Raw genomic sequence first — 26060 nt, forward strand, 5'->3', positions numbered from 1 at the left:
TTGTTTTGTTTTATTTTGAATGCAAATTTATAATGTCCTATTGTGCTCTGTTGATGTAAATCCAGCCTGTTCTGTTTTCTCCATTATCTCTTTCAATTACGAAATAATAGGTTCCGTCAGGAAGTTCGTCTCCATCATCAGATTGACCTTTCCATTGATCAGTATAATTTCCTTTGGTATATACTTTCATTCCATATCTGTTAAAAATAGATAATTTCTTAACATTGAAACCTCTAAGGTCAAAATAGTCATTATAGCCATCATTATTAGCAGAAATACCTTTTTGAATAACACAAGTTATTGCATCAACTGGTAATGATGCGGAATCAGGACATCCGTTAGAAGTGACAGTAACAGTATAAGTGTCTAAAGCTGTAACCACAATACTTTGTGTACTACCTACTACTGTTCCTGCACTGTTCTCCCATACAAAAGTAACATTTGAATCAAACGTTCCTTCAACCGGAGATGCCGTTAACACAAACTGAACGCCTTCACAATTACCAGTGGCAACAATTTGAATTGGCGATGAGATCACTACTTGGGCAGTACTTGAACCCGGTACTCTACAAGTATTCGAATCAGCTCCAACACTATAAGTTACAGTATAAGTTCCAGCCGGAGAAGATAAATCAACTAAACCTGTTGAAGCGTTAATTAGCAATCCATTCGTTCCGGTAAATGTGCCGCCAGTAGTAAATCCAGGTGCACTTGTATCAGGTAGCGGATCATCTTCGTCAGAACAGTATAAGGCATCATACCCTATAGTCGTAACCGGTGTGATTATTGGGTTAATTACAATATCAAATGTAAATGCACCGCCGGCTAAACAAATATTGTTATCCGGTAAAACAGTATATGTAATAGTATGATTACCCGGTGTTGAACCATTAGCGCCTAAAGTAATTACCCCTGTATTTCCATTAATTACCAATCCAGCAGTACCTGTAAATTGACCATTAGTAGTAAATCCAGGGTCTAAAACAGGTGATAATGTTGCCTGAGCATTTTGACAAATTGGTGTTGTATAACTAAATCCTAAAACTGTTGGGGTAAATGGTACAGGATTGATTACAACAGTAAGCGGTAATGAGGAACATCCTGTTGCCAAATCAAGAACTGTAACTGTGTGTGTTCCTGGCGCAACATTATTGAAAGTTGTACTTACTTGATAAGCACCATTGTCTAAGCTATATTGATAAACAGATGCCGGTGTAGCATAACTACCAATATTTGTATAATCTTCCGGATCAGTTGTAGTCCAGTCTGCAGCATTCCATGTTGTACTTGGAGCAACAGCTGTAGTGTTTCTTCTGTAAGTATATCCTGGCTGACCTCCTGGTGTAAATGTCGTTCCATCTACTCTTCCCCAAATGTCTATGTCAACATTGGCAGTTGTAGTTAATCTGATGTTATCATCAACATTAACTCCTGTACACAATGCAAAAACCTGGTTTGGAACAATACCTCCTTGATTGGTAGCGCTTCCAACAGCAACTACAAAAGTACTATTGTTGTTTAAAATTCCGGATAAAGTATTGTCACAAGAAGAAGTTACCGTTGCAGAACCATTATTGAATGTTCTTAATTTATAATTGCTCAAATCAACAGCAGCACCAGTACCATTAAATATCTCAATGTAAGTTAATGCGCCTGAAGTGGCATCTGTAATCTCAGAAATAAATAAATTAGATGGTAAGCCTCCTGTTGAAACCGGTGAAGTAACTTCTATCGTTCCTGTTTGAACAGTACAAGTTGTCTGTGTAACATTTACTGTTGGGGTAGGTACTGAAATAATATTTACTGTAAATGAAACTTCATTGATACAACCTAAATTACTAACCGCATATATATAAAGCGTTTGTGTGTTAGTTACTAAATAACCTGCACTCAACTGATTTCCTGTTCCACCAGGCCCATCAAAATAGTTCCCTACTGATAAAGCCGGAAGTGCATAACTATTACAAGCTTGAACATCTGCAGGTTGAGTAATACTTGGTAACGGAGCAATCTCAACTTGAGTAGAAGGATTAGCCCCTATACAAACTCCAGATCCAGGTAAAGAGTAAGAAACGGTGTAAACACCTGGTGAACTCAAACTTGGATTGATCGCCCCTGTGTTAACATCAATAAACAAACCACCATTTGGCAACGCCGAGTATGTACCTCCTGTCGTTCCGGTTTGAGTTACGTTGTATACCGTTGTATCACTTTCGCAATAGGACGTTGCACCATAGACAATAGTTGCTGCCGCTGGTAGTACAAGGCTTATAGTGAAAGTATATTGTATTTCTAAACAAGTACCGTTTGCAGCTAATGTATTAACAACAACATAATTTCCTGGCAAACTGTTTTGTAAATCAATCTCTCCAGTTGCTGTATTAGCAAATACTAATCCGGTAGGAGTATTTGGCAACAATGAGAATACCCCGGCAACAGAACCTTGTGGAAGAGTTGGAATCGGGTTGGCAACACTTGGGTCAATACAATAAGTTGATGAAGAATAAGCAAAATCAGCTTCCGGACAACAAAGAGTTGCTCCAGAAGTAGTCCCAAAATTTGTTTGTGTCAAAGTAATATAACCCGGTTGGTTGGAGAAGTTTGTAATTAAAATTACATAGAACTGTCCTGCCACGGCATTGGCTATATTAAAGTTTTCAGTTGGCGCTGCCGAATAACTACATCCTGTAGTCAAACCGGTCAAAGGTGCCTGACCTCCGGCAATGGCCGCACAAACTTGAGCTTGTGTAGAGAAAGGTCCCCATGCCGCATAATCAACATCTAAATTAGGTGTTCCTCCAGGAGTTGTTGATTGTGTTAATAGGTAATTAATTGGACCTGATGTAACTACTTGAATAGTAAAGAAAGTTGGGTTAGGTGAAGTAAATAAACATCCTATCTGCCCCAAACTGGTAACTCCTGTAGTATTACCATAATTTAAACCATCCTCACTACATATTGATGAACTGTTAGCACATGTTGAAGGAGTTGAGATACATAAATTAAAGTTGGCTGACTGTGGTGTAGCTGAGTTAGAGAATACTCTAATGTAATAGGTCGCTCCTACTGTTAAGTTGTTCAATACACCCGCTAAATTTGTACTACAGAACACTTGAGTTAAAGTACCGCATTGTCCTGAATATACTGCAAAATTTAAGTTGGTTGTTGAACCAACAACACTTTGTAATGAAACATTTAAATAAGCATTTGTAGCTATAAATTGGAACCAAACATCATCATCAGGTGTTCCGACACATGGCGCTACAATTCCGGGAGCAACTGAAGCCGTTGCACCGGTGATAGTTCCCGGAGTGACTAGCTGACAAACTGCGTCAGAATTTACAGGCGCAAATATTGCCCCATCACAATTGTCATTTTCTATTAGAGTATTAAAATTAAATCCTGTTGACCACAAACTAGTTCCTGATGTTGGACAAATTCCTCTTACATAGAAAGTATATTGTGTTCCTGAATCTAAACCGGTAAATAAAGCCGGATTAGTTGAAACTATAGTTCCGGTTGCTGATGGCGATGGCACAGGAGATCCTAAAGGCAATATAATAACCTCCCACTGCACTATAGCTGGGTTAGGTTCTGACCATCCTAAATAAGCAGAAGTTGTTGTAATATTTGTTGCTGTCAATGTGTTTGGTCTTTGACATTCCGGAGCCGGATTACAAGTTACATTGGCAACCCATCCTGCTAAGTTAACTGCCCCATCACTTCTGAATCTGAAGGTCAAACATCCATCAGGACTTGATGAGGTAAACGGACCAGGTATGGTAGATCCCCAATATCCTCCAGTTAAACCGCCGGGAACATTTCCTGCTCCATTGGTACTGGCAATTTGAGGTGAAGTAATTGAGTTACCGTCAAAAACATACAAGGCATCCCAATTGGTTTCCGTATTAAATGAAGTAAATGTTACTGTAACAACATCTCCAGGGTTTACCGGACAAACAGTAACGGTAGAATCTGAATTTCCTGGGTAATTTGCAGGACCTCCAGCGTCAACAAATGTACCACCACAAACGGGAGGTGCTACTTGTGTTGTTATAGTAGACGGACCAGACCAGATACTGCTATCGGTAGAGCTACATACTGCTCTAATATAAATATCATAACAAGTTGAAGAACTCAGACCTGTCAATGTGTATGGTGGTCCAGAAGTCACATCAACAAAACCTGTTGCATTAGCTGCAGGAGCAGGTGAACCACATGGTAAAGCCAAAACTTGCCATGCAGATGCCACACTATTGTCAGGGTTTGTTGGTTGTGTCCAGTTTAATATCACTGAATTTGAAGTAACTGTTGAAGTTGTAACCGCAGTTGGTCTTCTACAAGTTGGTGGCGGACCACAAGTTACATTGGCAACCCATCCCGCATCTTGAACAGAAGTGTCACTTCTAAATCTGAAAGTTAAACATCCGTCTGCACTTGATGAAGTGAAAGGACCTGGTATTGCAGTTCCCCAATATCCACCTGGCAATCCTCCGGGTACATTACCTGCACCATTGGTACTGGCTATTTGAGGCGCTGTGATTGAATTACCGTCAAAAACGTATAAGGCATCCCAATTGGCTTCTGTTTCAAATAAATTAAAGGTTACTGTAACAACATCTCCAGGGTTAACCGGACAAATCGTTACTGTTGAATCTGTACTTCCCGCATAATCACCATTTGGTCCACCCGGGTCAGTAAATGTACCGCCACAAACCGGTGGCGCTACTTGTGTTGTAAACGTAGCAGGCCCTGTCCATGGACTAATGTCTGTTGGAGAACATACCGCTCTTACATAAACATCATAACAAGTTGTTGGTGTTAAACCGGTCAAAGTGTAAGGCGGACCTGCAGTAACATCAACAAATCCAGTTGAACTTGCTGTAGGAGCCGGAGAACCACAAGGCAAAGCTAAAACTTGCCAAGCTGTTTCCGAACCTCCATTAGTCCACGATATAGTTGCAGATGTTGATAACACTCCGCTTGAAGCTACTAAAGTAGGCTCAGGACATGTTGGGATATCTTCAATAATTACATTATCGATATACAATCTCCATCCATCTAAACCTCCAGCCGGAATATGCCATGCAATATTTACCGGTCCGCTGATTCCAGCTAAAGTTTGGATTCTTTGAACATAGGTAGTATTGTTATAGGATGCTAAAGGAATTAAAGTGGTTGTAAAGTCAGCCGGGCTTGTCCCGTTTTGAGACAACATTACTCTAAAATCATTTGGCTCGCCGGTTGATTGAACTCTATAATGGAATTTCAATCTTTGGTTACCGTTTAATATGATTTGAGGAGAAATCAACCAATCGTTGTTAGCACCAGCATTAAAGTCTGTAGTAATTGCGGCACATTGATTACCTTCAAATGGAGTAGTTGCATAATTCATATTCCAAGCGTCAGCATCATTATTTAAATTTAATACCGTCCAACAGTTTTCAGTTGGAGACCCTGTATTAAAACCTTCTTGGAATGGAACCGGGAAAGCATCACACAAAGTATTAAATAAGAAAGGTCCTGCCCAAGCACTGAAAGTACCATTGTTACAATCTGCTCTTACATAATACTGATAAGCAGTGTTTACGGTAAGTCCCGGTACAAGGTAGTTCGCATTAACATTCGTTTGTACTCCCGGCCCTGCAGGTATAGGTGATCCTGCCGTTTGAACAGCAACTTCCCATGAAGTAGCACCACCCGGATTGGCCCAAGATAAATTGGCTGATGTTTGTGTTAAACCACTAACTGATAATGTAGTTGGTTCGGCACAGTTTACAGTTTGAATTACCAATGTATAACCTATTGTTTGAGGCGCTGCATTGGTTGAAATAACGATGATGTATTCTTGTCCGGCTGTTACTGCTATACTCGGAATAACTCTAGGAGCTCCACCGGTATTGGCCACACCGGCCAAACAGCTAACTCCTACATTAGCACAACCTTGATATACGAATACCCCCGACCAGTTTGCCGTAGGTGTCATTGTAACACTAATAGCACCACTAGTGGTTGGAGTATAAGAGTAAAATACATCGTTTCCAGTCATGTAATTGGTTGCCGTTCCCGCACAAGCTGCAGGTTGTGCCACGTCGGTTGTATCACCATAGTTCCCGGTATTATCCGTTGTACTATATGGAACCGACCCAATAACAATTGGAGCCGCACAAGAAAACCCTGGAGAGGTTGTCGAGAAATTAAATGGTCCAATCCAAAGACTGTTAGACCCATTCGAACACAAGGCTCTCACATAATATTTATAATCTGTTGAAGGCGCCAATGGCGTTCCGGTTGCAGTTGCAGTAGCATTAAATGGCAAAGCACCATTATAAACCACACCAACACCCGTGAAGGTGCCTGCTACCGGCAAAACTTCAATCTCCCATGACGTCGCTCCACTTGGATTACCCCAGCTTAAGTTTGCTGAAGTTTGCGTTATTCCGTTAGCAGCAAGGTTTGTAGGATCTAAACATCTTTCAAGTATACTAACATTGTCTATTAACCAACGATCACCATCTAAAACAGTTAGTGGCTGTGTATACACTTTAACAAACGAAACATAAACTTGTTGATTCGCGTAAGCCGACAAATCAACCAATTTTTCTTCATAAATGTTGTAGTTGACCGTTAAATCAACTTCAGTCCATTGCTGTACCAAAGTATAAGCTGCGGGATCAGTTTGTGAAGCAGTTGAAGGCGCCACTTTTATTTGATACAAAGTTCCCTGATTACCCGTAGAAAAAGTACGAGTGTAGAAACGAAGTTGTCCATTTGTTGGTATATTAACCAATGGCGTTGACAAATAATCTTCTGAAGTGTTCCCTTGGCCAATATTCTCTCTATTGACATAAGCAGAATTTGCTCCTTGATAAACAAGCGGCGGGGTTGGAGGCGTTACAACGGTAGAATTTATCCCCCATCGTTGATTAAGCCCAACACCATTGTCAAATACTGCCCAATTCCCCGTAGACAAAGACCATGTAGTTGATGGTAACGGGGTAGGTCCTGTGGTTGACTCAAATCCTTCAACAGTTGGTGTTAATTGAGAATAACCAACCATAGAAAAAAATAAGGTCACCAGTAGTAAAGTAATTTTTTTCATGAAATGAAAATTTAGTTGTTTAATTGAGTTTTTTTTGGATTTTGAGTTCCAAATTTAGTAAAAATTATGAAAAAAATAACATTTATATTTTTTTTGGCAAAATAATTGAAGCTAATGTTACTATTTGGTAAACAAAATGTAGCCTAACTTAAATTTCTAATCACTATTTTTGTGGTTCAATAAGACCTAATGTTAGAAAAAGAAATAATCAATTTTGAGAGAACAATAATTGTCGGTATCATTACTCAAAACCAAAGTGAAGAAAAGTTAAATGAATACCTCGATGAATTAGAATTCTTGACGTATACCGCAGGCGGAGAAGTAATTAAAAGATTTTCACAAAAATTGGAGAAACCAAATCCTAAAACATTTTTAGGAACGGGTAAAATAGATGAAATCCATTTGTTTATTAAAGAAAATAATATTTCAACCGTTATTTTTGATGATGAACTCTCCCCATCACAACAAAAAAATATCTCCAAAATTTTAGACTGCAAAATTCTGGACCGAACCAATTTGATCTTGGATATTTTTGCCCAAAGAGCAGAAACTTCATATGCAAGAACCCAAGTTGAGTTGGCACAATGCCAATACTTACTACCTCGACTCTCAGGGATGTGGACACACTTAGAGCGTCAAAAAGGAGGGATAGGACTACGCGGACCGGGAGAAACTGAAATTGAAACCGACCGAAGAATTGTTCGCGACAGAATTGCATTGTTAAAAGAAAAAATCAGAACCATTGACAAGCAAATGTCTGTCCAAAGAAGTAATCGTGGCGCCATGGTCAGGGTGGCTTTGGTGGGCTATACCAACGTCGGAAAATCGACTTTGATGAATGTAATCAGCAAAAGTGAAGTTTTTGTAGAAAACAAATTATTCGCCACACTCGATACTACCGTCCGAAAAGTAGTAATCAAAAATTTGCCTTTCTTACTCTCCGATACCGTTGGTTTTATTAGAAAATTACCCACACAACTGATAGAATCTTTTAAAAGCACCTTAGATGAAGTGCGAGAGGCGGATTTATTACTACATGTGGTAGATATTTCGCATCCCGATTTTGAAGAGCACATTCAATCTGTAAATCAAATCTTATTGGACATTAAAAGCAATGACAAACCTACCATCATGGTTTTTAACAAAATTGATGCTTACAAGCATTTGCAAATTGAAGCCGATGATTTAATTACTGAAAAAACCTCCAAACATTACACTCTGGAGGAATGGAAAGCCACTTGGATGAGTAGCTTGGGAGAAAAAAATACCTTATTTATTTCGGCCACAAACAAAGAAAACTTTGAAGAATTCAGAGAAAAAGTATACGAAGCCGTGAGAGAAATTCACATCACGCGCTTTCCATACAATAAATTCTTGTATCCGGATTATAAAGATGTAATTGAGGATTAAATCTTATTGAAGATAATAGATATAACCAAAGTTTATCCAAACATTCCAATCGTTAGCTCTGTTTTCAACATATACAGCAGGGTCAGGATTTAAACCGTCAACCCAATTGGAAAAATAATACTGCCAACGTAAATCCAACATTAAGTCGGATAATTCGGTAAGCTTATAGCGAGTCCCAATACTGCCTACAATAGACCAAACAGTTCCGCCTTGATTGGTAGTGGCGCCCATGTATTTTATTGGAGTTGAAATTGGAGAATTTAACTCCCCGAGTGTAGAATAGGCTTCAGGATCATAAAAACTAAACTGACCTCCCAAACTGATAAAGGGTGCCCATGCGCCTATAGTAGAACTAAAATCTCTGATGCTTAAAGGAAAATATTCCAATTGCATCCCAACATTGGTAACAGATGTACTTCCGCGCATGCCTCTTAACTGATTGGCTATCAATGAAGTTTTATTATTATCAACCCATCTCCCAAAATGTTGTAACTCCGTTTTATTGTAAGACAATTCACTTCTTAATTTGAAGTGATCATTAAAATAAGTTTCAGGCGTATAACAATTACACTCCGCTCTGTATGAAAAATTTAGGTAGTGAATAATTCCTATTCCATAACCCGTGTTACCGGCATTAGTAGAAAAATCATGTCGCTCACCGTAATCCGATTGAAAGGCAACAGGACCAACAATAGCGCCTATTTCATGTGAAAAACCAAATTGAGCAAAAGTGCTATTTGAAAATGCAAATAACAACAGCGAGGTTATGATAAATTTTTTGGGCATTTGCATACTAATAAGTTCAATTCTCGACAAATATATAAAAACATCATTCAGTTATAAAATAAAATAAAAATTTGTTAGCTTATATACGAAAAAAAGCAACAAAAGTTTTAAAAGACAACATTTATTACAACTATCTTCAAATTTTCTTAACATAACCGTAAAAATTCTGAGAATTTAAAAAAACGTATACCCATATTTTTAATAAAATGTATATTTGTCGGAATTTACGAAAACGTTTTCTTAAAAAAATTAAACAGTATATTTTATGTCACAAAGTATTAACGAATTTATCGAATTGGTTGCTAAAAGAAATGCCAATGAGCCTGAATTTATGCAAGCTGTAAAAGAAGTTGCTGAAACTGTAATTCCTTTTATTGAACAAAATAAAAAATACCAAAACAAAATGCTTTTGGAGAGAATGGTGGAGCCGGAAAGAGTAATCATGTTCCGCGTGACTTGGATTGATGATGCCGGAAATACACAAGTGAATCGTGGTTACAGAATCCAAATGAACTCTGCTATCGGACCCTACAAAGGCGGAATTCGTTTCCACCCTTCTGTAAATTTAAGCATCCTAAAATTCTTAGCTTTTGAGCAAACTTTTAAGAACAGCTTGACAACCCTACCAATGGGTGGTGGAAAAGGTGGTTCCGATTTTGACCCGAAAGGAAAATCAGATATCGAAATCATGAAATTCTGCCAAGCTTTTATGACCGAATTGTCTAAACACATCGGTGCTGACACAGACGTGCCTGCAGGGGATATCGGTGTTGGAGGTAGAGAAGTTGGTTATATGTTCGGTCAATACAAAAGATTAAGAAACGAATTTACCGGCGTTTTAACCGGAAAAGGAATCTCTTTCGGAGGCTCATTAATCCGTCCGGAAGCTACAGGTTACGGTGATGTTTATTTCGCGCAAAATATGTTGGCTACCAAAGGTGACAGCTTCACAGGTAAAACAGTTGTGGTTTCCGGTTCAGGAAACGTAGCCCAATACGCCATTCAAAAAGCAACTCAATTAGGCGGAAAAGTAGTTACCGCTTCTGACTCATCGGGCTATATCCACGATGCTGACGGAATTGATGCCGAAAAATTGGCTTACATCATGGAAATCAAAAACGTAAACTACGGCAGAATTTCTGATTACGTAGCCAAATATCCTAACACCAAATTCGTTGCCGGAAAACGCCCATGGGAAGTAAAATGTGATATCGCTTTGCCTTGTGCAACCCAAAACGAATTAAACGGAGATGAAGCAAAAGCATTAGTAGCCAATGGCTGTATTTGTGTTGCCGAAGGCGCCAACATGCCTTCTACTCCCGAAGCTATTGAAGTATTCTTAAATGCAAAAATCCTTTTCGCACCGGGGAAAGCTTCTAATGCCGGAGGTGTGGCAACTTCAGGTCTTGAAATGTCACAAAACTCATTGCGTTTGAGCTGGACTTCAGAAGAAGTTGACCAAAGATTAAAAGACATCATGGCTAATATTCACGCCGCTTGTGTGAAATACGGCACAGATGCTAATGGTTATACAGATTACGTAAAAGGAGCAAACGTTGCCGGTTTCGTAAAAGTAGCCGATGCCATGTTAGCCCAAGGAATCGTATAATTTCAGTATACAACCAACCAACCGAGGCCACTGCCGATCCGTATGGAGCGACAACGGAATAAAAACCTTAAAAATGCTCTCGTATGGAGAGCATTTTTTTATGGTAAAATACCAAAACGATAGTTTTTGCGTTTATACTATATTTGTACACTAATTGTTCTCAAATGAAAAAGAACCTACTATATCTGCTGGTACTTGTTTTCCATATTGGTTTTTCTCAAGAAAATCAGAATTGGAAAGGCTATTTTTCATACAATCAAATCAAAGACGTCTCTGAATCAGCCAGCAAAGTTTATGCTGCGGCAGAAAATGCCTTGTTCATCAAAAATACGGTGACCAACAACCTCCAAACCATAAACTCTATCGATGGGCTTTCAGGGCAAACCATTTCAGCCGTTTATCACAGTGATACTTTCAACAAGACCATCGTAGGCTATGAAAACGGATTGATGATTGTAATCAATGACGTCAATGGCTCGATGTTGAATGTAGTAGACATCATCAATAAAAACATTCCGTCTAATATTAAAAAAGTCAACCACTTTATGGAATTTGACGGAATTGTTTATGTTTCTTGTGACTTTGGAATAGTGCAATACAAGCTCGATTCCTTAGAGTTTGGCGATACTTATTTTATTGGTCCGGCCGGCGAAGAAATAAGGGTTTATCAAACGGCGATTTACAATGGTGAAATTTATGCAGACACTCAAAATCACGGTATCAGAAAGGCTTTACTCACCAACCCTAACCTGAACGATTACGCACAATGGCAAGTCTTTGACGGTGGTTATTGGGCTGGTTTAGTTACTTTCAACAACCAATTAATAGGGCTGAGCACAAATAACAAAGTATACAAATACAACGGAAGTTTTTTTGAAGAGTTCAGCGATATCGGACAACCCGGATTGGATATTCGAGCGACACCGAATTATTTAATCGTTACCTCTCTTAACCATGTGTTTGTTTACAACACCGGCCTAACCCAAACAGCTCATATTCAGAGTACACAAATCACCTCATCAAACGTCACTTTTACCTGTGGTACCGTAATTAATGAGAACATTTACATCGGGACCAATGAAAACGGATTATTAGCGTCAACAACTAGCAATTCGACGAGCTTCGAATTCATTATGCCCGACGGACCAATCAGAAATTATATCTTTTCCATTGACAGCTCTTCTTCCAGTCTTTGGGCAACTTATGGCGGATACAATGTATTGTATAATCCCTATACTTTTATCGGGTTTGATTTAACCTCTTTTGGGATAAGTAAATACAGTGAAACCGGCTGGTTGAACATTCCCTATGCCGATGTTTTAGGGGCAAAATCTTTAACTAAAGTCACCATAAATCCCAATGACGAAAATAAAGTGTACGTGGGTTCTTATCACAATGGTTTGTTGGAAGTGGTCAATGACATTCCCACTACCCTATACAATGTTTCCAACAGCTCTTTGCAATCGCTGGATAACGCAACCACAACCGGAATTAGGGTAAACGGCTCTGTTTTTGACCGAACCGGAAACCTTTGGGTCACCAACAGCAATGTACAAAAGCAACTTAATGTTCTGAAAACAAATGGCCAATGGCAATCCTACAACATGACTGATATTCTGGATAACTTTGGCTCAAGTCATTTGAATAAAATAGCTATTGACAACAGTGGAACCAAATGGATTGCTTCTTACCTTGACGGTGTTATCGCTTTCAACGAAAATACCAATATCTTTAAAAAAATAACCGAAGGTGTTGACGTAGGAAATCTTCCCTCCAAAGACGTCAGAGCCATTGCCATCGATAACCGTAATCAAGTATGGATTGGGACAAATAAAGGCCTTCGCGTATTGCCCAGCACCGGCAGTTACAACGGAACTGACCAAATGCGCGCCAATGCCATTATTATTTTGGAAGATGGTTTGGCTCAAGAGCTTTTATACGAGCAATTCATCACCGATATTGAGGTCAATGGTTCCAACGAAAAATGGATAAGTACTGCCGACTCGGGTGTTTTTCTCTTTTCTCCCAATGGACAAGAAACCATTTATCATTTTACTAAAGACAATTCTCCACTCCCTAGTAATGTTGTCAATGATGTCGAAATCAATGCAGAAACCGGTGAAGTTTTCTTTGCTACCGACAAAGGATTAGTCTCATTTCAAGGCACGGCTACCAAGCCCGCAGATGATTTAAAAGACGTCTATGTCTATCCAAATCCGGTTCGCCCTGAATTTGTGGGTACAGTTAAAATTGCTGGTCTAATTTCCAATGCCAATATCAAAATCACCGATATCGAAGGTAATTTGGTTTACGAAGCGACTTCTGAAGGCGGAACCCTCGAATGGGACACCACTGCTTTTGGCAAATACAAAGTGGCATCGGGCGTTTACATGATTTTTATCGCCGCCGAAGATGCTTCTGAAACTGCCGTTAAAAAAGTAATGATCATTAGGTAAAATTCCAACCTTAAAATTCCAAATTCCAATGTTGGTAAAAACCAAGGCGATTGTCATTTCTTCCCTAAAATACCAAGAAAAAAGCTTGATAGTGAAGTGTTTTACGCTAAGTGATGGCTTGAAAAGTTATTTTGTACAAAGCGCTTTTTCGGCTAAAAAATCCAACCAAAAGATTGCCTATTTCCAACCGTTAACGCTACTCGAAATCGAAGCCAATCACAAAAACAAAGGCACTTTAGAACATTTCAAAGAAATCAGACTTTCAACAGCTTACCACACCATCAATACCGATGTCATTAAAAGTACGATTGTAATTTTCCTTTCCGAAATTCTACATCACAGCATACAAGAAGAAGAAAAAAATGAAAACTTATTTATCTTTTTAGAATCGGCGCTGCTTTGGTTAGACCACCATGAGGAAACATCAAATTTTCATCTAATTTTAATGCTAGAAGTGACCAAATTCCTAGGCTTCTATCCCGATACTTCTGAAATTGACGGTAAACATTTCGAAATGAAAGATGGTTTTTTCACCCCTTTTTTGGGAATCGGCTGCCTTAACGAACACGAAACCCATCTGTTTAAAAAACTAATCGAACTCAAATTTGACAGCAACCAAAAGGTTTTCGCCGGTGTCGAACGCCAAATTTTACTCAAAATCCTACTCGATTACTACACCATTCACCTCGACGGTTTCAAAAAACCTAAATCACTGGAAGTTTTAAAGGAAGTTTTTGCTTAATCTTCCAAAAACGAAGGCTGTTTTTAATTATTCTTAAAAAACACGTCTCAGCCCTCTTTTTTCTTGCTTCTTTTCTCTCTTTTATTCAAAATTCCTTACTTTCGCAACCTGATTTAAGAAAACGACAAAAATGAGTACTAAGTTTACTGAATACAAAGGACTTGACCTGCCAACTGTGGCCTCGGAAGTTCTTGATTTTTGGAAGAAAAATAACGTCTTTGAGCAAAGTGTAACTTCTCGCGAAGGCGCCACGCCTTTTGTGTTTTTTGAAGGTCCGCCGTCTGCGAATGGTTTGCCCGGAATTCACCACGTAATGGCTCGTGCCATCAAAGATATTTTTTGTCGTTATAAAACCCAAAAAGGATACCAAGTTAAGCGTAAAGCCGGATGGGACACGCATGGTTTGCCGGTTGAATTAGGTACCGAAAAAGAATTGGGCATCACCAAAGAAGACATTGGAAAAACCATTTCCATCGAAGAATACAACGAAGCGTGTAAAAGAACCGTAATGCGCTACACCGACGTATGGAATGACCTAACCGAAAAAATGGGGTATTGGGTAGATATGGAAGATCCGTATGTGACCTACAAATCCAAATACATGGAAAGCGTTTGGTGGCTTTTGAAACAAATCTACGATAAAGGCTTGTTGTACAAAGGCTACACCATCCAACCCTATTCTCCTAAAGCGGGAACCGGATTGTCTTCGCACGAAGTTAACCAACCGGGAAGTTACCGCGATGTAACCGATACAACGGTTGTAGCACAATTCAAAACAAAACCGGAAACATTGCCTTCTTTCCTTCAAGGATTTGGTGATATTCACATACTCGCTTGGACAACCACACCGTGGACGTTGCCAAGTAATACCGCGTTGACCGTCGGACCAAAAATCGATTATGTGTTGGTGAAAACGTTTAACCAATACACTTTCGAACCGGTTACTGTGGTTTTGGCCAAAAACTTAGTCGGGAAACAATTCGCCGGTAAATATTTTATGGCCGAGAGTGATGCCGATTTTGCCAATTACAAAGCCGAAGACAAAAAAATTCCATACCAAATCTTAACCGAAGCCAAAGGGGCTGACTTAGTCGGAATCCGTTATGAACAGCTAATGCCATTGGCTTTACCATATCAAAATCCGGAAAATGCCTTTAGGGTAATTTCAGGAGATTTCGTGACTACCGAAGACGGAACCGGAATTGTACACACTGCGCCTACTTTTGGTGCCGATGATGCTAAAGTGGCCAAAGAAGCAACTCCGGAAGTACCGCCAATGTTGGTTTTAGACGAAATAGGAAATCCTGTGCCGTTGGTGGATTTACAAGGAAAATTCATCCAAGGTTTGGGCGATTTGTCTGGTAAATACGTAAAGAACGAATATTACGAAGCCAATGAAGCGCCGGAACGTTCTGCCGATGTCGAAATTGCGATTCAGTTGAAAGAAGAAAACAAAGCTTTCAAAGTAGAAAAATACGTTCACAGTTATCCGCACAGTTGGAGAACCGACGAACCATTGTTATATTATCCTTTAGATTCTTGGTTCATCAAAGTAACCGATATCAAAGACAGAATGTTCAACTTAAACGACACCATCAACTGGAAACCCAAAGCCACCGGCGAAGGCCGTTTCGGAAACTGGCTGAAAAACGCCAACGACTGGAACTTGTCGCGTTCAAGATATTGGGGAATTCCATTGCCAATTTGGAGAACCGAAGACAAACAAGAAGAAGTATTGATTGGTTCGGTTGAAGAACTGTATAATGAAATAGAAAAGGCAATCCAGGCCGGAGTAGAAACCGTAAATCCTTTCCAAGGTTTCGAGGTAGGCAACATGAGCGAGGAGAATTATGATTTGGTGGATTTACATAAAAATGTAGTGGATAACATCACTTTAGTTTCTCCATCGGGCAAACCGATGAAACGCGAAAGCGATTTGATTGACGTTTGGTTTGATTCGGGTGCTATGCCTTATGCACAGTGGCATTACCCATTTGAAAACAAAGATAAAATAGACGAAAACAAAGACTTCCCTGCCGATTTCATAGCCGAAGGTGTCGATCAAACTCGTGGTTGGTTCTATACTTTACACGCCATCGGAACGTTGGTTTTTGACAAAATTGCCTATAAAAATGTAGTGTCAAACGGTTTGGTTCTAGACAAAAACGGACAAAAAATGTCCAAACGTTTAGGCAACGCCGTTGATCCGTTCACAACATTGGCAGAATATGGTCCGGATGCAACACGTTGGTACATGATTGCCAATGCGAATCCTTGGGACAACTTAAAATTTGACATTGAAGGTGTGGCCGAAGTACGTCGGAAATTCTTCGGAACACTTTATAATACTTACTCGTTCTTTAGTTTATATGCTAACATTGACGGATTCAAATACGAAGAAGCAGAAGTACCGTTAAACGAAAGACCTGAAATCGACCGTTGGATTTTATCCGAATTGCACACTTTGATTAAAGTGGTGGATGAAGCTTACGCCGATTATGAACCAACCAGAGCTGCAAGAGCTATTTCTGATTTCGTTCAGGAGAATTTGAGCAACTGGTATGTTCGTTTGTGCCGAAGAAGATTCTGGAAAGGCGAATACGGTACCGATAAAATTGCGGCTTACCAAACATTGTATACTTGTTTGTTAAACGTGGCAAAATTGTCCGCTCCCATCGCACCGTTCTTTATGGACAAACTTTACAGAGACTTAACACAGGCCACACACACAGAGGAATTTGAGTCAGTACATTTGGCAAAATTTCCGGTTTCGGTTGAAAACTTTGTTGATAAATCGTTAGAGAGTAAAATGATGAAAGCACAAACAGTTTCGTCACTGGTTTTATCACTCCGCAAAAAGGAGATGATTAAAGTGCGCCAACCTTTGCAAAAGGTAATGATACCAATACTTGACGAGCAACAACGTGCTGAAATCGAGGCGGTTTCCGACCTGATAAAAGCGGAAGTTAACGTCAAAGAAATCGAACTTTTGGATGATGCATCGGGCGTTTTAGTAAAGCAAATTAAGCCTAATTTTAAAGCGCTTGGACCGCGTTTTGGCAAGGACATGGGCTTGATTTCCAAAGAGATACAAAATTTTACGCCCGAGCAAATCAACGAATTGGATGCTAAAGGTGAATTAACGCTTGTTATTTCAGGAAAAAGTATAATTTTATCCTTAGAAGACGTCGAGATTTCTTCGCAAGATATTCCGGGTTGGTTGGTTGCCAATGCAAATGGCATAACTGTTGCACTGGATATTACGCTGACCGAGGAATTGAAAAACGAAGGTATTGCAAGAGAATTGGTGAACCGAATCCAGAATCTAAGAAAAGACAGCGGATTTGAAGTTACCGATAAAATTAAAGTTCATTTACAACATCATGATAGTTTAGCGAAAGCTATACAAGAAAACGAAAACTATATCAAATCAGAAACCTTAACCGAAACCTTAGTTTTAGACAACGAAGTTTCCAATGGTACTGAGATAGAATTTGACGAGATAAAAACACGAATATTAATTTCTAAATAATTAAGAAAGATTATGGTAGAAGAAAAATTAAGATACTCAGATGCTGATTTAGCAGAGTTCAAAGAAATTATTTTAGCAAAAATTGAAAAAGCCAAAGCCGATTTAGACTTGATAAAAAGTGCCTATATGAACGATTTAAACAACGGAACTGATGATACATCACCTACGTTTAAAGCCTTTGAAGAAGGAAGCGAAACCATGTCTAAAGAAGCAAACTCTCAACTGGCTATACGCCAAGAAAAGTTTATCCGCGATTTAAAAAACGCGCTTTTCCGTGTGGAAAACAAAACTTACGGTGTTTGCAAAGTGACCGGAAAGCTAATTTCAAAAGAAAGATTGAAAATCGTTCCTCACGCTACGATGAGTATAGAAGCTAAAAATTTACAACGATAATATATGATTGTACTTTACTAAGTATAAAAAAGCCTCGATTTCTCGAGGCTTTTTTAATTATAAATCTATTTCGCTTATGAGTGTCAAAGTGAAATTCGGCCCGTAACTGTATTGCTTAATATGATTATCACCTACCACAATCAAATGACTGTCCAGCGGAATTATATCTTTTACATTTCCGGCATAAGTATTTTCTAAAGTCAGGTTAGCACTATTGGATGCATCAAAAATCTTTAACCCATTAGCACCACAACCTACATACAATACACTATTTTTAATCCCTAAACCATAAGGTTCATTGATTAAATAAGTTGAAATCAGAGTTGGATTGGCAATATTCTCAACATCAATCACATTAATTTGGTCCTCAATCGCACCACAAGTTGATCCGCCGCGAACCGTTATATAGGCTGTGTTTCCAAAAACCACCACAGGGTCACAAGCCGTAGCATGTGAAAATCCGGAAACAAAATAAGGATTAAATTCATCCTCCGCATCAACGGTGTACATTCCGGTAGTAGAGCCTACAAACAAAATGTCTTTCTGAATAAATAAGGTTTCAAATTCGCCACCTCCAAACCATTGGGTCATGTAAACTTCTTTGTCAAAAAAGGCGTTAACCGGATCCGAAATATTAAAAACATTCAACTTATAAGCGTCTATGGTATAAAGTGCATCATTGTTGATTTGAAAACGAGCATAAGAACCACCGATTCCTACCTGAGAAGCATTAGAACTTTCAAAAGAGGCCAAAGCATCTCCGGCCATAATCAACGCTTGACCTTGCGGTCGGTCTTTCATTTCAATAGCAAAACCGGTGATGATTTCATCGCCTGTCGGGTTGACTGTGTAATCATAAAACTCTGCGTCTTCCGGATAGGTCGGGAAAAAAGCCACTACATTTTCGATGGTTCTGACCAAAGTGATATTCTGAATATCGGAAATATCAAAAACCAATAAGTCTACAAAGTTATCGGCATAAAGGTAGTTGCCCTTTACCGAAATATCGTGAACACCGGCCAAACTGATAAAAGCAATATTCAAAGGTGTCGCGGGATTTGAATTGTTAAAAACATGCACACCCGACTCTTGGGCAATGTAAAAAAGATAGTTTTCCGCCACATAAATCTTTCCGTCAGATTGGGTTTGTCTGGCTGTGGTGACAGCGACATCATCTCTGATTTCTGCCAATGATTTTATAACCGGAACGGCAAATTTTGCTTGAACTTCAGCGTCGTCATTATCACAAGAAAAGGATAAAAGCGATATTGCCAATAGGGTAAGTAAATAAATATTTTTCATATCAATAGTTTATTGGTTATTGTTTGTTGCTTAAGATGTAAAAAAACAGTTTGGGTTGCTTGTATTAGCAAAATTACTAATTCTTTTGTTAACAACGGTAAATTGTATAGGATGAGATTTATAACTATAAAAATATTATGTTTTTTGTATAATAATATTGCTATTTTTGCGCCATTAAAACCCTAAGAATGTCATTACGCAATTCCATTTTAATCATCGCTGTTATTTTATTGATTGACCAATTCAGCAAGATATATATCAAAACCAATTTCATTCTTGGTGAAGAAGTTCCGGTTTTTGATTGGTTTAAAATTTATTTCATAGAAAATGACGGAATGGCATGGGGGACAAAAATTCCGGGAACTCATGGCAAACTGTTCCTAACCATTTTCCGATTATTGGCTATTACCGGAATTGGCTATTGGTTGTATGACTCAAGCACCAAACATTCTTCGAGGTATTTAATGGTGGCGATTTCACTAATTTTTGCCGGCGCAGTAGGAAACATTATCGATTCTGTTTTTTACGGACAACTTTTTAGCGACAGTCACCATCAATTAGCCGAAATGTTTACCGACAAACCTTATCAAAAATGGTTTCACGGCGAAGTAGTAGACATGCTCTATTTCCCTATTGTCGAAGGTCATTTCCCGGATTGGTTGCCTATTTGGGGCGGACAGCCATTTAAATTCTTCAATGCCATTTTTAACGTAGCCGATGTGGCGATATCAACTGGAGTTGGGATTTTAATTGTCTTTAACAAAAAGGCTTTCGCCAAAAAAACGGCTATTGAAAGTTATAAAGAGTCATAGGCGTTACACAATAATCCAAACGAATATCGACAGCAGAAACATCGTCTATAGCCTCTTCAGGTTCAAAGAATGACAAACCAATTTTGACCACGTCTTCTCTGCATTCAGACAAAAATTTGTCGTAAAATCCTTTGCCGTAACCTACTCGATTGCCCTTGGTATCATAAGCCAAAAGCGGGACAAAAACCGCATCAATTTTTGTGGTAGGCACTTCTATTCCGTCAACGGGTTCATAAATGTTGTACTCATTTTTTTGAAACTTGGTATTATCGGTAAGCAAATAATGAGTCATTTCGAGGGTTTCAAAATTGCTTTTGGCCACCACGATTTCTTTGTCTTTTCCGGCTAAGATTTGCAGTATAAACTCGGTGTCGACTTCCTTTTGCTCTTCAATGGTGAGAAACAAATGAAAATAAGTTTTGTCCCAAATATCTAATGACAACAAACGATTGGCGATGGCCAAACTTTTATCTTCCGTTTGTTCTTCAGAAAGTTGTTGTCTTAATTCTTTGTATTTTTTGCGTAAGTCCTTTTTAAGCATAATTGGTGGCCATCAATTCTTCTATAAAAGTAGTCAAATGTTCTACTTCTACGTGATCCATGAGCACAATTTTGTACCATTTATTGTTTTTGTCATGCTGTTGCGGTACCAAATCATATTTCTCGGCTACCGCTTGTGGAATGTATTCGGCTTTAATCGTTACGATATTCATAAACGGCTCGCGGAAATATTGAATGTTCATCATGTCCAATTGGTTACACAAAAACTGTGTCCGCATTTGAAGCACGCTAACTTTTTCAAACCAACCGTTAGGTCCGTAAGTAAACAATATCATCCAAACCGCCACTGCATTGGCACCGCTTCGACTGCCGCAAAGGGTTAAATCCATGCCTTCCACATATTCGGCTTCTTTGGTTAGGACGTTTTCGATATAGCCTTTTCGACAAATAAAAACGCCGGTTCCATAAGGTGCCTGCAACATTTTATGAGCATCAATAGTGATAGAACTAATCTTCGGATTGCTGAAATTAATCTCCGATTGTTGGTTACTGAACGGATAGACAAAACCACCGTAAGCACCGTCAATGTGCAATCTGTATTGCAAATGATATTTCTCAAAAACTTGAATGTAATCTTCCGGGTTATCAACGGAACCAAACATCGTTGTGCCCATATTTGAAATGGCTATAAAATATTTCTTGCCTTGTTTTTGAGCTTCAAGAATAATTCGTTCCAATTGCATTTTATCAATAGCGCGCGTGTCAAAATCTACCGGAATTTTCAGCCAATCTAACTGCAGTAAGTTGGAAGCTTTCGGAATTGAATAATGCGTGTCTTCTGAAGCTACTATAGCAATCTCTTGCCCTTTGGCCTCAAAATGATTCATAAAATAATTGCGGAACATCCAAATGGCTTGGATATTGGCTTCGGTGCCTCCGGGCGAAATATACCCATCAAAACCATTGGGCTCTGCCTTAAAAATATCAACCGCTATCACATTCAATACTTCGCGCTCTATCTCATGTGTTCCGTTAAAAGCTTTTTCCGAAGTCCCAAAAGTGTGGCAACCAATGTTATTCGGATTGGCCACATACGTTTGCAAAATTGGTGCGTCTTTCAAAAATGGCGCGTCATCGTTAAATACCCTGCTGTCTAATTTTGACGCAGGATAACCCAAGGAAGTGTCTTTTGAAAAATTGACATTATCATGCAATGCCTTTTCAATGCGTATCTTTCTTTCGTCGTTGGTGAGTTTTTTCCAGAATTTCATACCTAAATTTTTGTCAAAACTAAGGCTTACTCTCAGGAAAAAACATGATAAATGTTAGGCTTTACCGCTCTTGTATTTAAGTAGAATTCCGTTAACTTTGTTTTTATGGAAATCCCATCTATTGAACTCCAACTCCAAACCTTGCCCGACAGTCCGGGTGTTTATCAATATTATGATAAAGAAGGGAAAATTTTATATGTGGGCAAAGCCAAAAACCTAAAAAAAAGGGTTACTTCATATTTCAATAAACTCCATGACAATGCTAAAACGAATGTATTAGTCAAGAAGATAGTCGAAATAAAGCACATTGTAGTTATCTCTGAAGCCGATGCGCTTTTGTTGGAAAACAATCTCATCAAAAAACTCCAGCCACGCTATAATGTCTTGCTCAAAGACGACAAAACCTACCCTTGGATTTGCATCAAAAAAGAACCCTTTTCAAGAATATTTCCAACGCGAAGAATGGTCAAAGACGGTTCGGAATATTTTGGCCCGTACACCAATTTCAAAACAGTCAATACAATATTAGACTTGATTAAGGAATTGTATCCATTGCGCACTTGCAACCATGATTTAAATGATGCCAATATTAAATCCAGAAAATACAAAGTCTGTTTGGAGTACCATATCGGCAACTGCAAAGGACCATGTGAAGGCTATGAAACTTTGGAACATTACCAAAAGCAAGTCGATGCCATTCGTGAAATTCTCAAAGGCAACTTCAAAGACAGTTTGCGCGATTTTAAAAAACTGATGCAAGAATTGGCTGTGGAAATGAAATTCGAAGCCGCGCAAAAAATCAAAGAAAAAATCGAGGTTTTAGAAAATTACCAATCGCGTTCCACCATTTTAAATCCGAAAATTTCGAATGTGGATGTGTTTTCGATTGTTTCTGATGAAACGATGGCTTATGTGAATTTCCTTCAGATTTCTCATGGCGCTATTATTCGCTCGCATACGATGGAGATCAAAAAGAAGCTCGACGAAACCGATGAAGAACTTCTAGAATTGGCCGTTGTTGAGTTGAGAGAACGCTTTCACCTGACGACCAAAGAAATTATTTTGCCTTTCGAACTCGATTTTGGCGACAAAATAAAAGTCACCGTACCACAACTTGGCGACAAAAAACAAATCTTAGAACTATCGCAACGCAATGCCAAATACCAGCGTTTGGAACAATTGAAACAAATCCAAATTGTTGATCCCGAAAGGCATACGAACCGAATTATGGCACAAATGCAAAAAGATTTACGGCTTCCAACCGAACCGCGACACATTGAATGCTTTGACAACTCTAATATTCAAGGAACCAATCCGGTTTCGGCTTGTGTGGTTTTTAAAGATGGAAAACCGAGCAAAAAAGACTACCGCCATTTCAACATCAAAACTGTCGAAGGCCCGAATGATTTTGCCTCAATGGAAGAAGTTGTTTACCGAAGATATAAACGTCTGCTTGATGAAAACCAACCATTACCGCAACTCATCATTATTGACGGCGGAAAAGGCCAATTATCTTCAGCATTAAAAAGTATTGACGATTTAGGATTGCGAGGTAAAATCGCTATCATTGGCATTGCCAAAAGATTAGAAGAATTGTTTTATCCCGGTGATTCGGTGCCTTTGTATTTGGATAAAAAATCGGAAACTTTAAAAATCATACAGCATTTGCGCAACGAAGCTCACCGTTTCGGAATTACCCATCATCGCGACAAACGAAGTAAATCGGCTTTGCAAACTTCGATAGAAACCATTCCCGGAATAGGAGAAAAAACCATGTTGGCACTGATAAAACATTTTAAAAGTGTTAAAAGATTACAATTGGCTACAGAAAAAGAAATTTCTGAGGTTGTTGGTGCGTCAAAAGCCAAAAAAATTTCCGAATTTTACAACATCAGCAAATCCTAGTCTCAATTTATGAAAAAAACTATACTGCTTCTTGTTGGACTCTTATTTCTTCAAGTAGTTGTGGCACAAGATTCTACTAAAACCAAAAGACCCAAGATCGGTTTGGTGCTTAGCGGCGGCGGTGCCAAAGGATTTGCCCATATTGGTGTTTTAAAAGTATTGGAAGAATCCGGAGTTAAAATCGACTACATCGGCGGAACCAGTATGGGTGCGGTGGTTGGCGGTTTGTATGCCTCAGGTTACAGCGCTGCTCAAATCGATTCTATTTTTTACAACACCAACTTTGACGAATTACTCCAAGACTACATTCCGCGTTCTTCTAAGAATTTTTATGAGAAGCGAAACGACGAAATGTATGCGATTTCATTGCCTTTTCACAAATTTAAAATTGGGATTCCCATTGCCCTTTCTAAGGGAATGTATAACTATAATTTGTTGTCAAAACTGACGCATAAGGTTAGACACGTTAGAAAATTTAACCAACTCCCGATTCCGTTTTTGTGTGTGGCCACTGATATTGAAACCGGAGAACCCATCGTCTTGAAAGACGGTTATTTGGCGCAAGCTTTGTTAGCCAGTTCGGCCTTTCCCTCTTTGTTCTCTCCCGTTGAAATTGACGGCAGGGTTTTAATTGACGGCGGAGTAGTCAATAACTATCCGGCAGAAGAAGTGCGTAAAATGGGTGCCGATATCATCATTGGTGTTGATGTTCAGGATGATTTAAAAAATCGAGACGCGTTGAAAGATGCCACTCGGATTTTGGTACAAATCACCAATTTGGACATGATTAAAAGCATGAATGACAAAAAGAAAATCACCGACATTTACATCAAACCCGATATTTCAAATTATGGGGTAATTTCTTTTGACCAAGGCAGAGAAATCATCAAAAAGGGTGAAATTGCTGCTTTACTCGAATTGGAAAAAATAAAAAGGCTGGCCAATCCCGACAGTCTCTATGTAATGAACAAGTTCTCAGGAAGTGCAGACTCTTTGTTTATTAAAAGCATTAGTCTTAACAGACTTGATAATTACACTCGAGCCTATGTATTGGGTAAACTGCGTTTTAAAAACGGCAAAAAAATCAGTTATGAGGATTTAAAGACCGGCATCAACAACATCAATGCTACTCAAAACTTCAGCAGAATAAGTTATACTATCGAGCCCTATCAAGGCGCCGATGAGTTAAAACTGAGCCTTACGGAAAACGCCACAAAAACCTTTTTGAAATTTGGTTTACACTATGATGGCCTATACAAAAGCGCGCTTTTGACCAACATCACCCAAAAAAAATCACTTTTTAAAAACGATGTCGTTTCACTCGACGTAGGTCTTGGCGATAATATCAGATATAATTTGGATTACTATATCGACAACGGTTTTTACTGGAGTTTCGGACTCAAATCTCGTTTCAACCAATTCAATCGAAATGTTGAAACCGATTTTCGAGACGGAATTGTTTTGGGACAATTGGGATTGAGTACGCTCAACATTGACTTTTCTGATTTTACCAACCAAGCTTATATGCAAACGGTTTTCATACAAAAGTTTCTCATTGGCGCCGGTCTGGAATTCAAACATCTGAAAATCAGATCCGAAAATTTGGGAGATATAAATCCAACTTTTGAAAAAAGCAATTATACCAGCGTTTTTGGTTATATGAAATATGATTCTTTTGACAACAAATTATTCCCGAAGAAAGGATGGTTTTTCTCAGGAGATATACAATCTTTTATATACTCTTCTGATTACACTCAAGAATTTAACAGATATTCAATAGCCAAAGGAGAAATTGGTGTAGTAAAAACATTTTACAAAAAAGCAACTGTCAAGATACAGTCTGATTTAGGATTTGCTTTTGGCAATGACAGCGTTCACTTTTTTGATTTTGTGCTTGGCGGTTATGGCTACAACACAATCAATAACTTCAAACATTTTTATGGCTATGACTTTTTGAGTTTGTCTGCGGATAGTTACATCAAGTCTTGTATTACTTTTGATTACGAATTTTTCAAAAAAAATCATGTCAATTTTGCCGCTAACTTTGCCAATGTAGAAGATGATTTGTTCCGAACCGGCAATTGGCTTTCGAAACCAACTTACAACGGTTATGCCATTGGCTATGCTTTGGAATCGGTTATCGGTCCGGTGGAAGTTAAATACACTTGGTCACCCGAACTCACCCGAGGCTATACTTTTATCAGTGTCGGATTTTGGTTCTAAAATTTTAATTCAATCG

General features: G+C 38.8%; 14 protein-coding genes. 9 read left to right on the forward strand and 5 right to left on the reverse strand.

Annotated features, from left to right (window positions below):
- Window positions 1–37 precede the first annotated feature (37 nt).
- Window positions 38–7102 (reverse strand): choice-of-anchor J domain-containing protein, encoded by a 7065-nt coding sequence (locus HA632_RS07320; RefSeq protein WP_176306540.1) that lies wholly within the window; start codon window positions 7100–7102, stop codon window positions 38–40.
- Window positions 7103–7291: 189 nt separating this feature from the next.
- Here HA632_RS07320 and hflX point away from each other — a divergent pair, with 189 nt between their 5' ends.
- Window positions 7292–8512 carry a GTPase HflX gene (gene hflX, locus HA632_RS07325; protein WP_176306541.1) on the forward strand — a complete coding sequence of 407 codons (1221 nt, stop codon included), beginning with the start codon at window positions 7292–7294 and terminating at the stop codon, window positions 8510–8512.
- Between the two features lie 3 nt (window positions 8513–8515).
- Here the strand turns inward: hflX and HA632_RS07330 are convergent, their stop codons facing one another.
- Window positions 8516–9298: a glutamate dehydrogenase gene (locus tag HA632_RS07330; protein WP_176306542.1), complete on the reverse strand. Its 783-nt coding sequence runs from the start codon at window positions 9296–9298 to the stop codon at window positions 8516–8518.
- Between the two features lie 265 nt (window positions 9299–9563).
- Here HA632_RS07330 and gdhA point away from each other — a divergent pair, with 265 nt between their 5' ends.
- The 5 genes from gdhA (at window position 9564) to HA632_RS07355 (ending at window position 18030) form a co-directional block, all read left to right on the forward strand.
- The gene (gdhA, locus tag HA632_RS07335; RefSeq protein WP_176306543.1) at window positions 9564–10907 is read left to right on the forward strand and encodes an NADP-specific glutamate dehydrogenase; all 1344 of its coding nucleotides are present in this window, start codon (window positions 9564–9566) and stop codon (window positions 10905–10907) included.
- A gap of 164 nt (window positions 10908–11071) precedes the next feature.
- Window positions 11072–13363, forward strand: a complete 2292-nt coding sequence (locus HA632_RS07340) for a two-component regulator propeller domain-containing protein (RefSeq protein ID WP_176306544.1) — start codon at window positions 11072–11074, stop codon at window positions 13361–13363.
- 28 nt (window positions 13364–13391) lie between these two features.
- On the forward strand, window positions 13392–14105 hold the full coding sequence (recO, locus tag HA632_RS07345) for a DNA repair protein RecO (RefSeq protein ID WP_176306545.1): 714 nt from the start codon (window positions 13392–13394) through the stop codon (window positions 14103–14105).
- Between the two features lie 130 nt (window positions 14106–14235).
- Entirely contained in the window at window positions 14236–17637 is a 3402-nt protein-coding gene (gene ileS, locus HA632_RS07350; RefSeq protein ID WP_176306546.1) for an isoleucine--tRNA ligase, read from the forward strand.
- 12 nt (window positions 17638–17649) lie between these two features.
- Complete coding sequence (locus HA632_RS07355) at window positions 17650–18030, forward strand: TraR/DksA C4-type zinc finger protein (RefSeq protein WP_121312043.1); 381 nt, start codon at window positions 17650–17652, stop codon at window positions 18028–18030.
- A 57-nt stretch (window positions 18031–18087) separates the two neighbouring features.
- On the opposite strand, the gene HA632_RS07360 is transcribed toward HA632_RS07355, so the two are convergent.
- A complete protein-coding gene (locus HA632_RS07360; protein WP_176306547.1) occupies window positions 18088–19332 on the reverse strand; it encodes an LVIVD repeat-containing protein in 1245 nt (414 codons plus the stop codon).
- A 188-nt stretch (window positions 19333–19520) separates the two neighbouring features.
- Between HA632_RS07360 and HA632_RS07365 the strand changes: the two genes are divergently transcribed.
- The gene (locus HA632_RS07365; RefSeq protein ID WP_176306548.1) at window positions 19521–20144 is read left to right on the forward strand and encodes a lipoprotein signal peptidase; all 624 of its coding nucleotides are present in this window, start codon (window positions 19521–19523) and stop codon (window positions 20142–20144) included.
- Here HA632_RS07365 and HA632_RS07370 read toward each other — a convergent pair.
- Window positions 20119–20685, reverse strand: a complete 567-nt coding sequence (locus tag HA632_RS07370; protein ID WP_176306549.1) for a 5-formyltetrahydrofolate cyclo-ligase — start codon at window positions 20683–20685, stop codon at window positions 20119–20121. The genes HA632_RS07365 and HA632_RS07370 overlap by 26 nt on opposite strands.
- Window positions 20678–21916: a pyridoxal-dependent decarboxylase gene (locus tag HA632_RS07375; protein WP_176306550.1), complete on the reverse strand. Its 1239-nt coding sequence runs from the start codon at window positions 21914–21916 to the stop codon at window positions 20678–20680. Before HA632_RS07375 ends, HA632_RS07370 begins: the two co-directional genes overlap by 8 nt.
- Before the next feature lie 105 nt (window positions 21917–22021).
- On the opposite strand from HA632_RS07375, the gene uvrC reads away from it, so the two are divergent.
- Together uvrC and HA632_RS07385 are read left to right on the forward strand one after the other, a co-directional pair.
- On the forward strand, window positions 22022–23821 hold the full coding sequence (gene uvrC, locus HA632_RS07380) for an excinuclease ABC subunit UvrC (protein ID WP_176306551.1): 1800 nt from the start codon (window positions 22022–22024) through the stop codon (window positions 23819–23821).
- Window positions 23822–23830: 9 nt separating this feature from the next.
- The gene (locus tag HA632_RS07385; protein ID WP_176306552.1) at window positions 23831–26044 is read left to right on the forward strand and encodes a patatin-like phospholipase family protein; all 2214 of its coding nucleotides are present in this window, start codon (window positions 23831–23833) and stop codon (window positions 26042–26044) included.
- The last annotated feature ends 16 nt before the right edge of the window (window positions 26045–26060 follow it).

It is taken from the genome of Flavobacterium sp. J49 (assembly GCF_011742145.1).
GTDB lineage: Bacteria > Bacteroidota > Bacteroidia > Flavobacteriales > Flavobacteriaceae > Flavobacterium.

What these genes read in the sequence shown, in the direction of transcription:
- HA632_RS07340 (WP_176306544.1), top strand. Translation starts at nt 11,072, where the DNA reads ATGAAAAAGAACCTACTATATCTGCTGGTACTTGTTTTCCATATTGGT.
- HA632_RS07320 (WP_176306540.1), bottom strand. Translation starts at nt 7,102, where the DNA reads ATGAAAAAAATTACTTTACTACTGGTGACCTTATTTTTTTCTATGGTT.
- uvrC (WP_176306551.1), top strand. Translation starts at nt 22,022, where the DNA reads ATGGAAATCCCATCTATTGAACTCCAACTCCAAACCTTGCCCGACAGT.
- HA632_RS07360 (WP_176306547.1), bottom strand. Translation starts at nt 19,332, where the DNA reads ATGAAAAATATTTATTTACTTACCCTATTGGCAATATCGCTTTTATCC.
- HA632_RS07365 (WP_176306548.1), top strand. Translation starts at nt 19,521, where the DNA reads ATGTCATTACGCAATTCCATTTTAATCATCGCTGTTATTTTATTGATT.
- hflX (WP_176306541.1), top strand. Translation starts at nt 7,292, where the DNA reads ATGTTAGAAAAAGAAATAATCAATTTTGAGAGAACAATAATTGTCGGT.
- HA632_RS07355 (WP_121312043.1), top strand. Translation starts at nt 17,650, where the DNA reads ATGGTAGAAGAAAAATTAAGATACTCAGATGCTGATTTAGCAGAGTTC.
- HA632_RS07370 (WP_176306549.1), bottom strand. Translation starts at nt 20,685, where the DNA reads ATGCTTAAAAAGGACTTACGCAAAAAATACAAAGAATTAAGACAACAA.
- HA632_RS07330 (WP_176306542.1), bottom strand. Translation starts at nt 9,298, where the DNA reads ATGCCCAAAAAATTTATCATAACCTCGCTGTTGTTATTTGCATTTTCA.
- ileS (WP_176306546.1), top strand. Translation starts at nt 14,236, where the DNA reads ATGAGTACTAAGTTTACTGAATACAAAGGACTTGACCTGCCAACTGTG.
- HA632_RS07375 (WP_176306550.1), bottom strand. Translation starts at nt 21,916, where the DNA reads ATGAAATTCTGGAAAAAACTCACCAACGACGAAAGAAAGATACGCATT.
- recO (WP_176306545.1), top strand. Translation starts at nt 13,392, where the DNA reads ATGTTGGTAAAAACCAAGGCGATTGTCATTTCTTCCCTAAAATACCAA.
- gdhA (WP_176306543.1), top strand. Translation starts at nt 9,564, where the DNA reads ATGTCACAAAGTATTAACGAATTTATCGAATTGGTTGCTAAAAGAAAT.
- HA632_RS07385 (WP_176306552.1), top strand. Translation starts at nt 23,831, where the DNA reads ATGAAAAAAACTATACTGCTTCTTGTTGGACTCTTATTTCTTCAAGTA.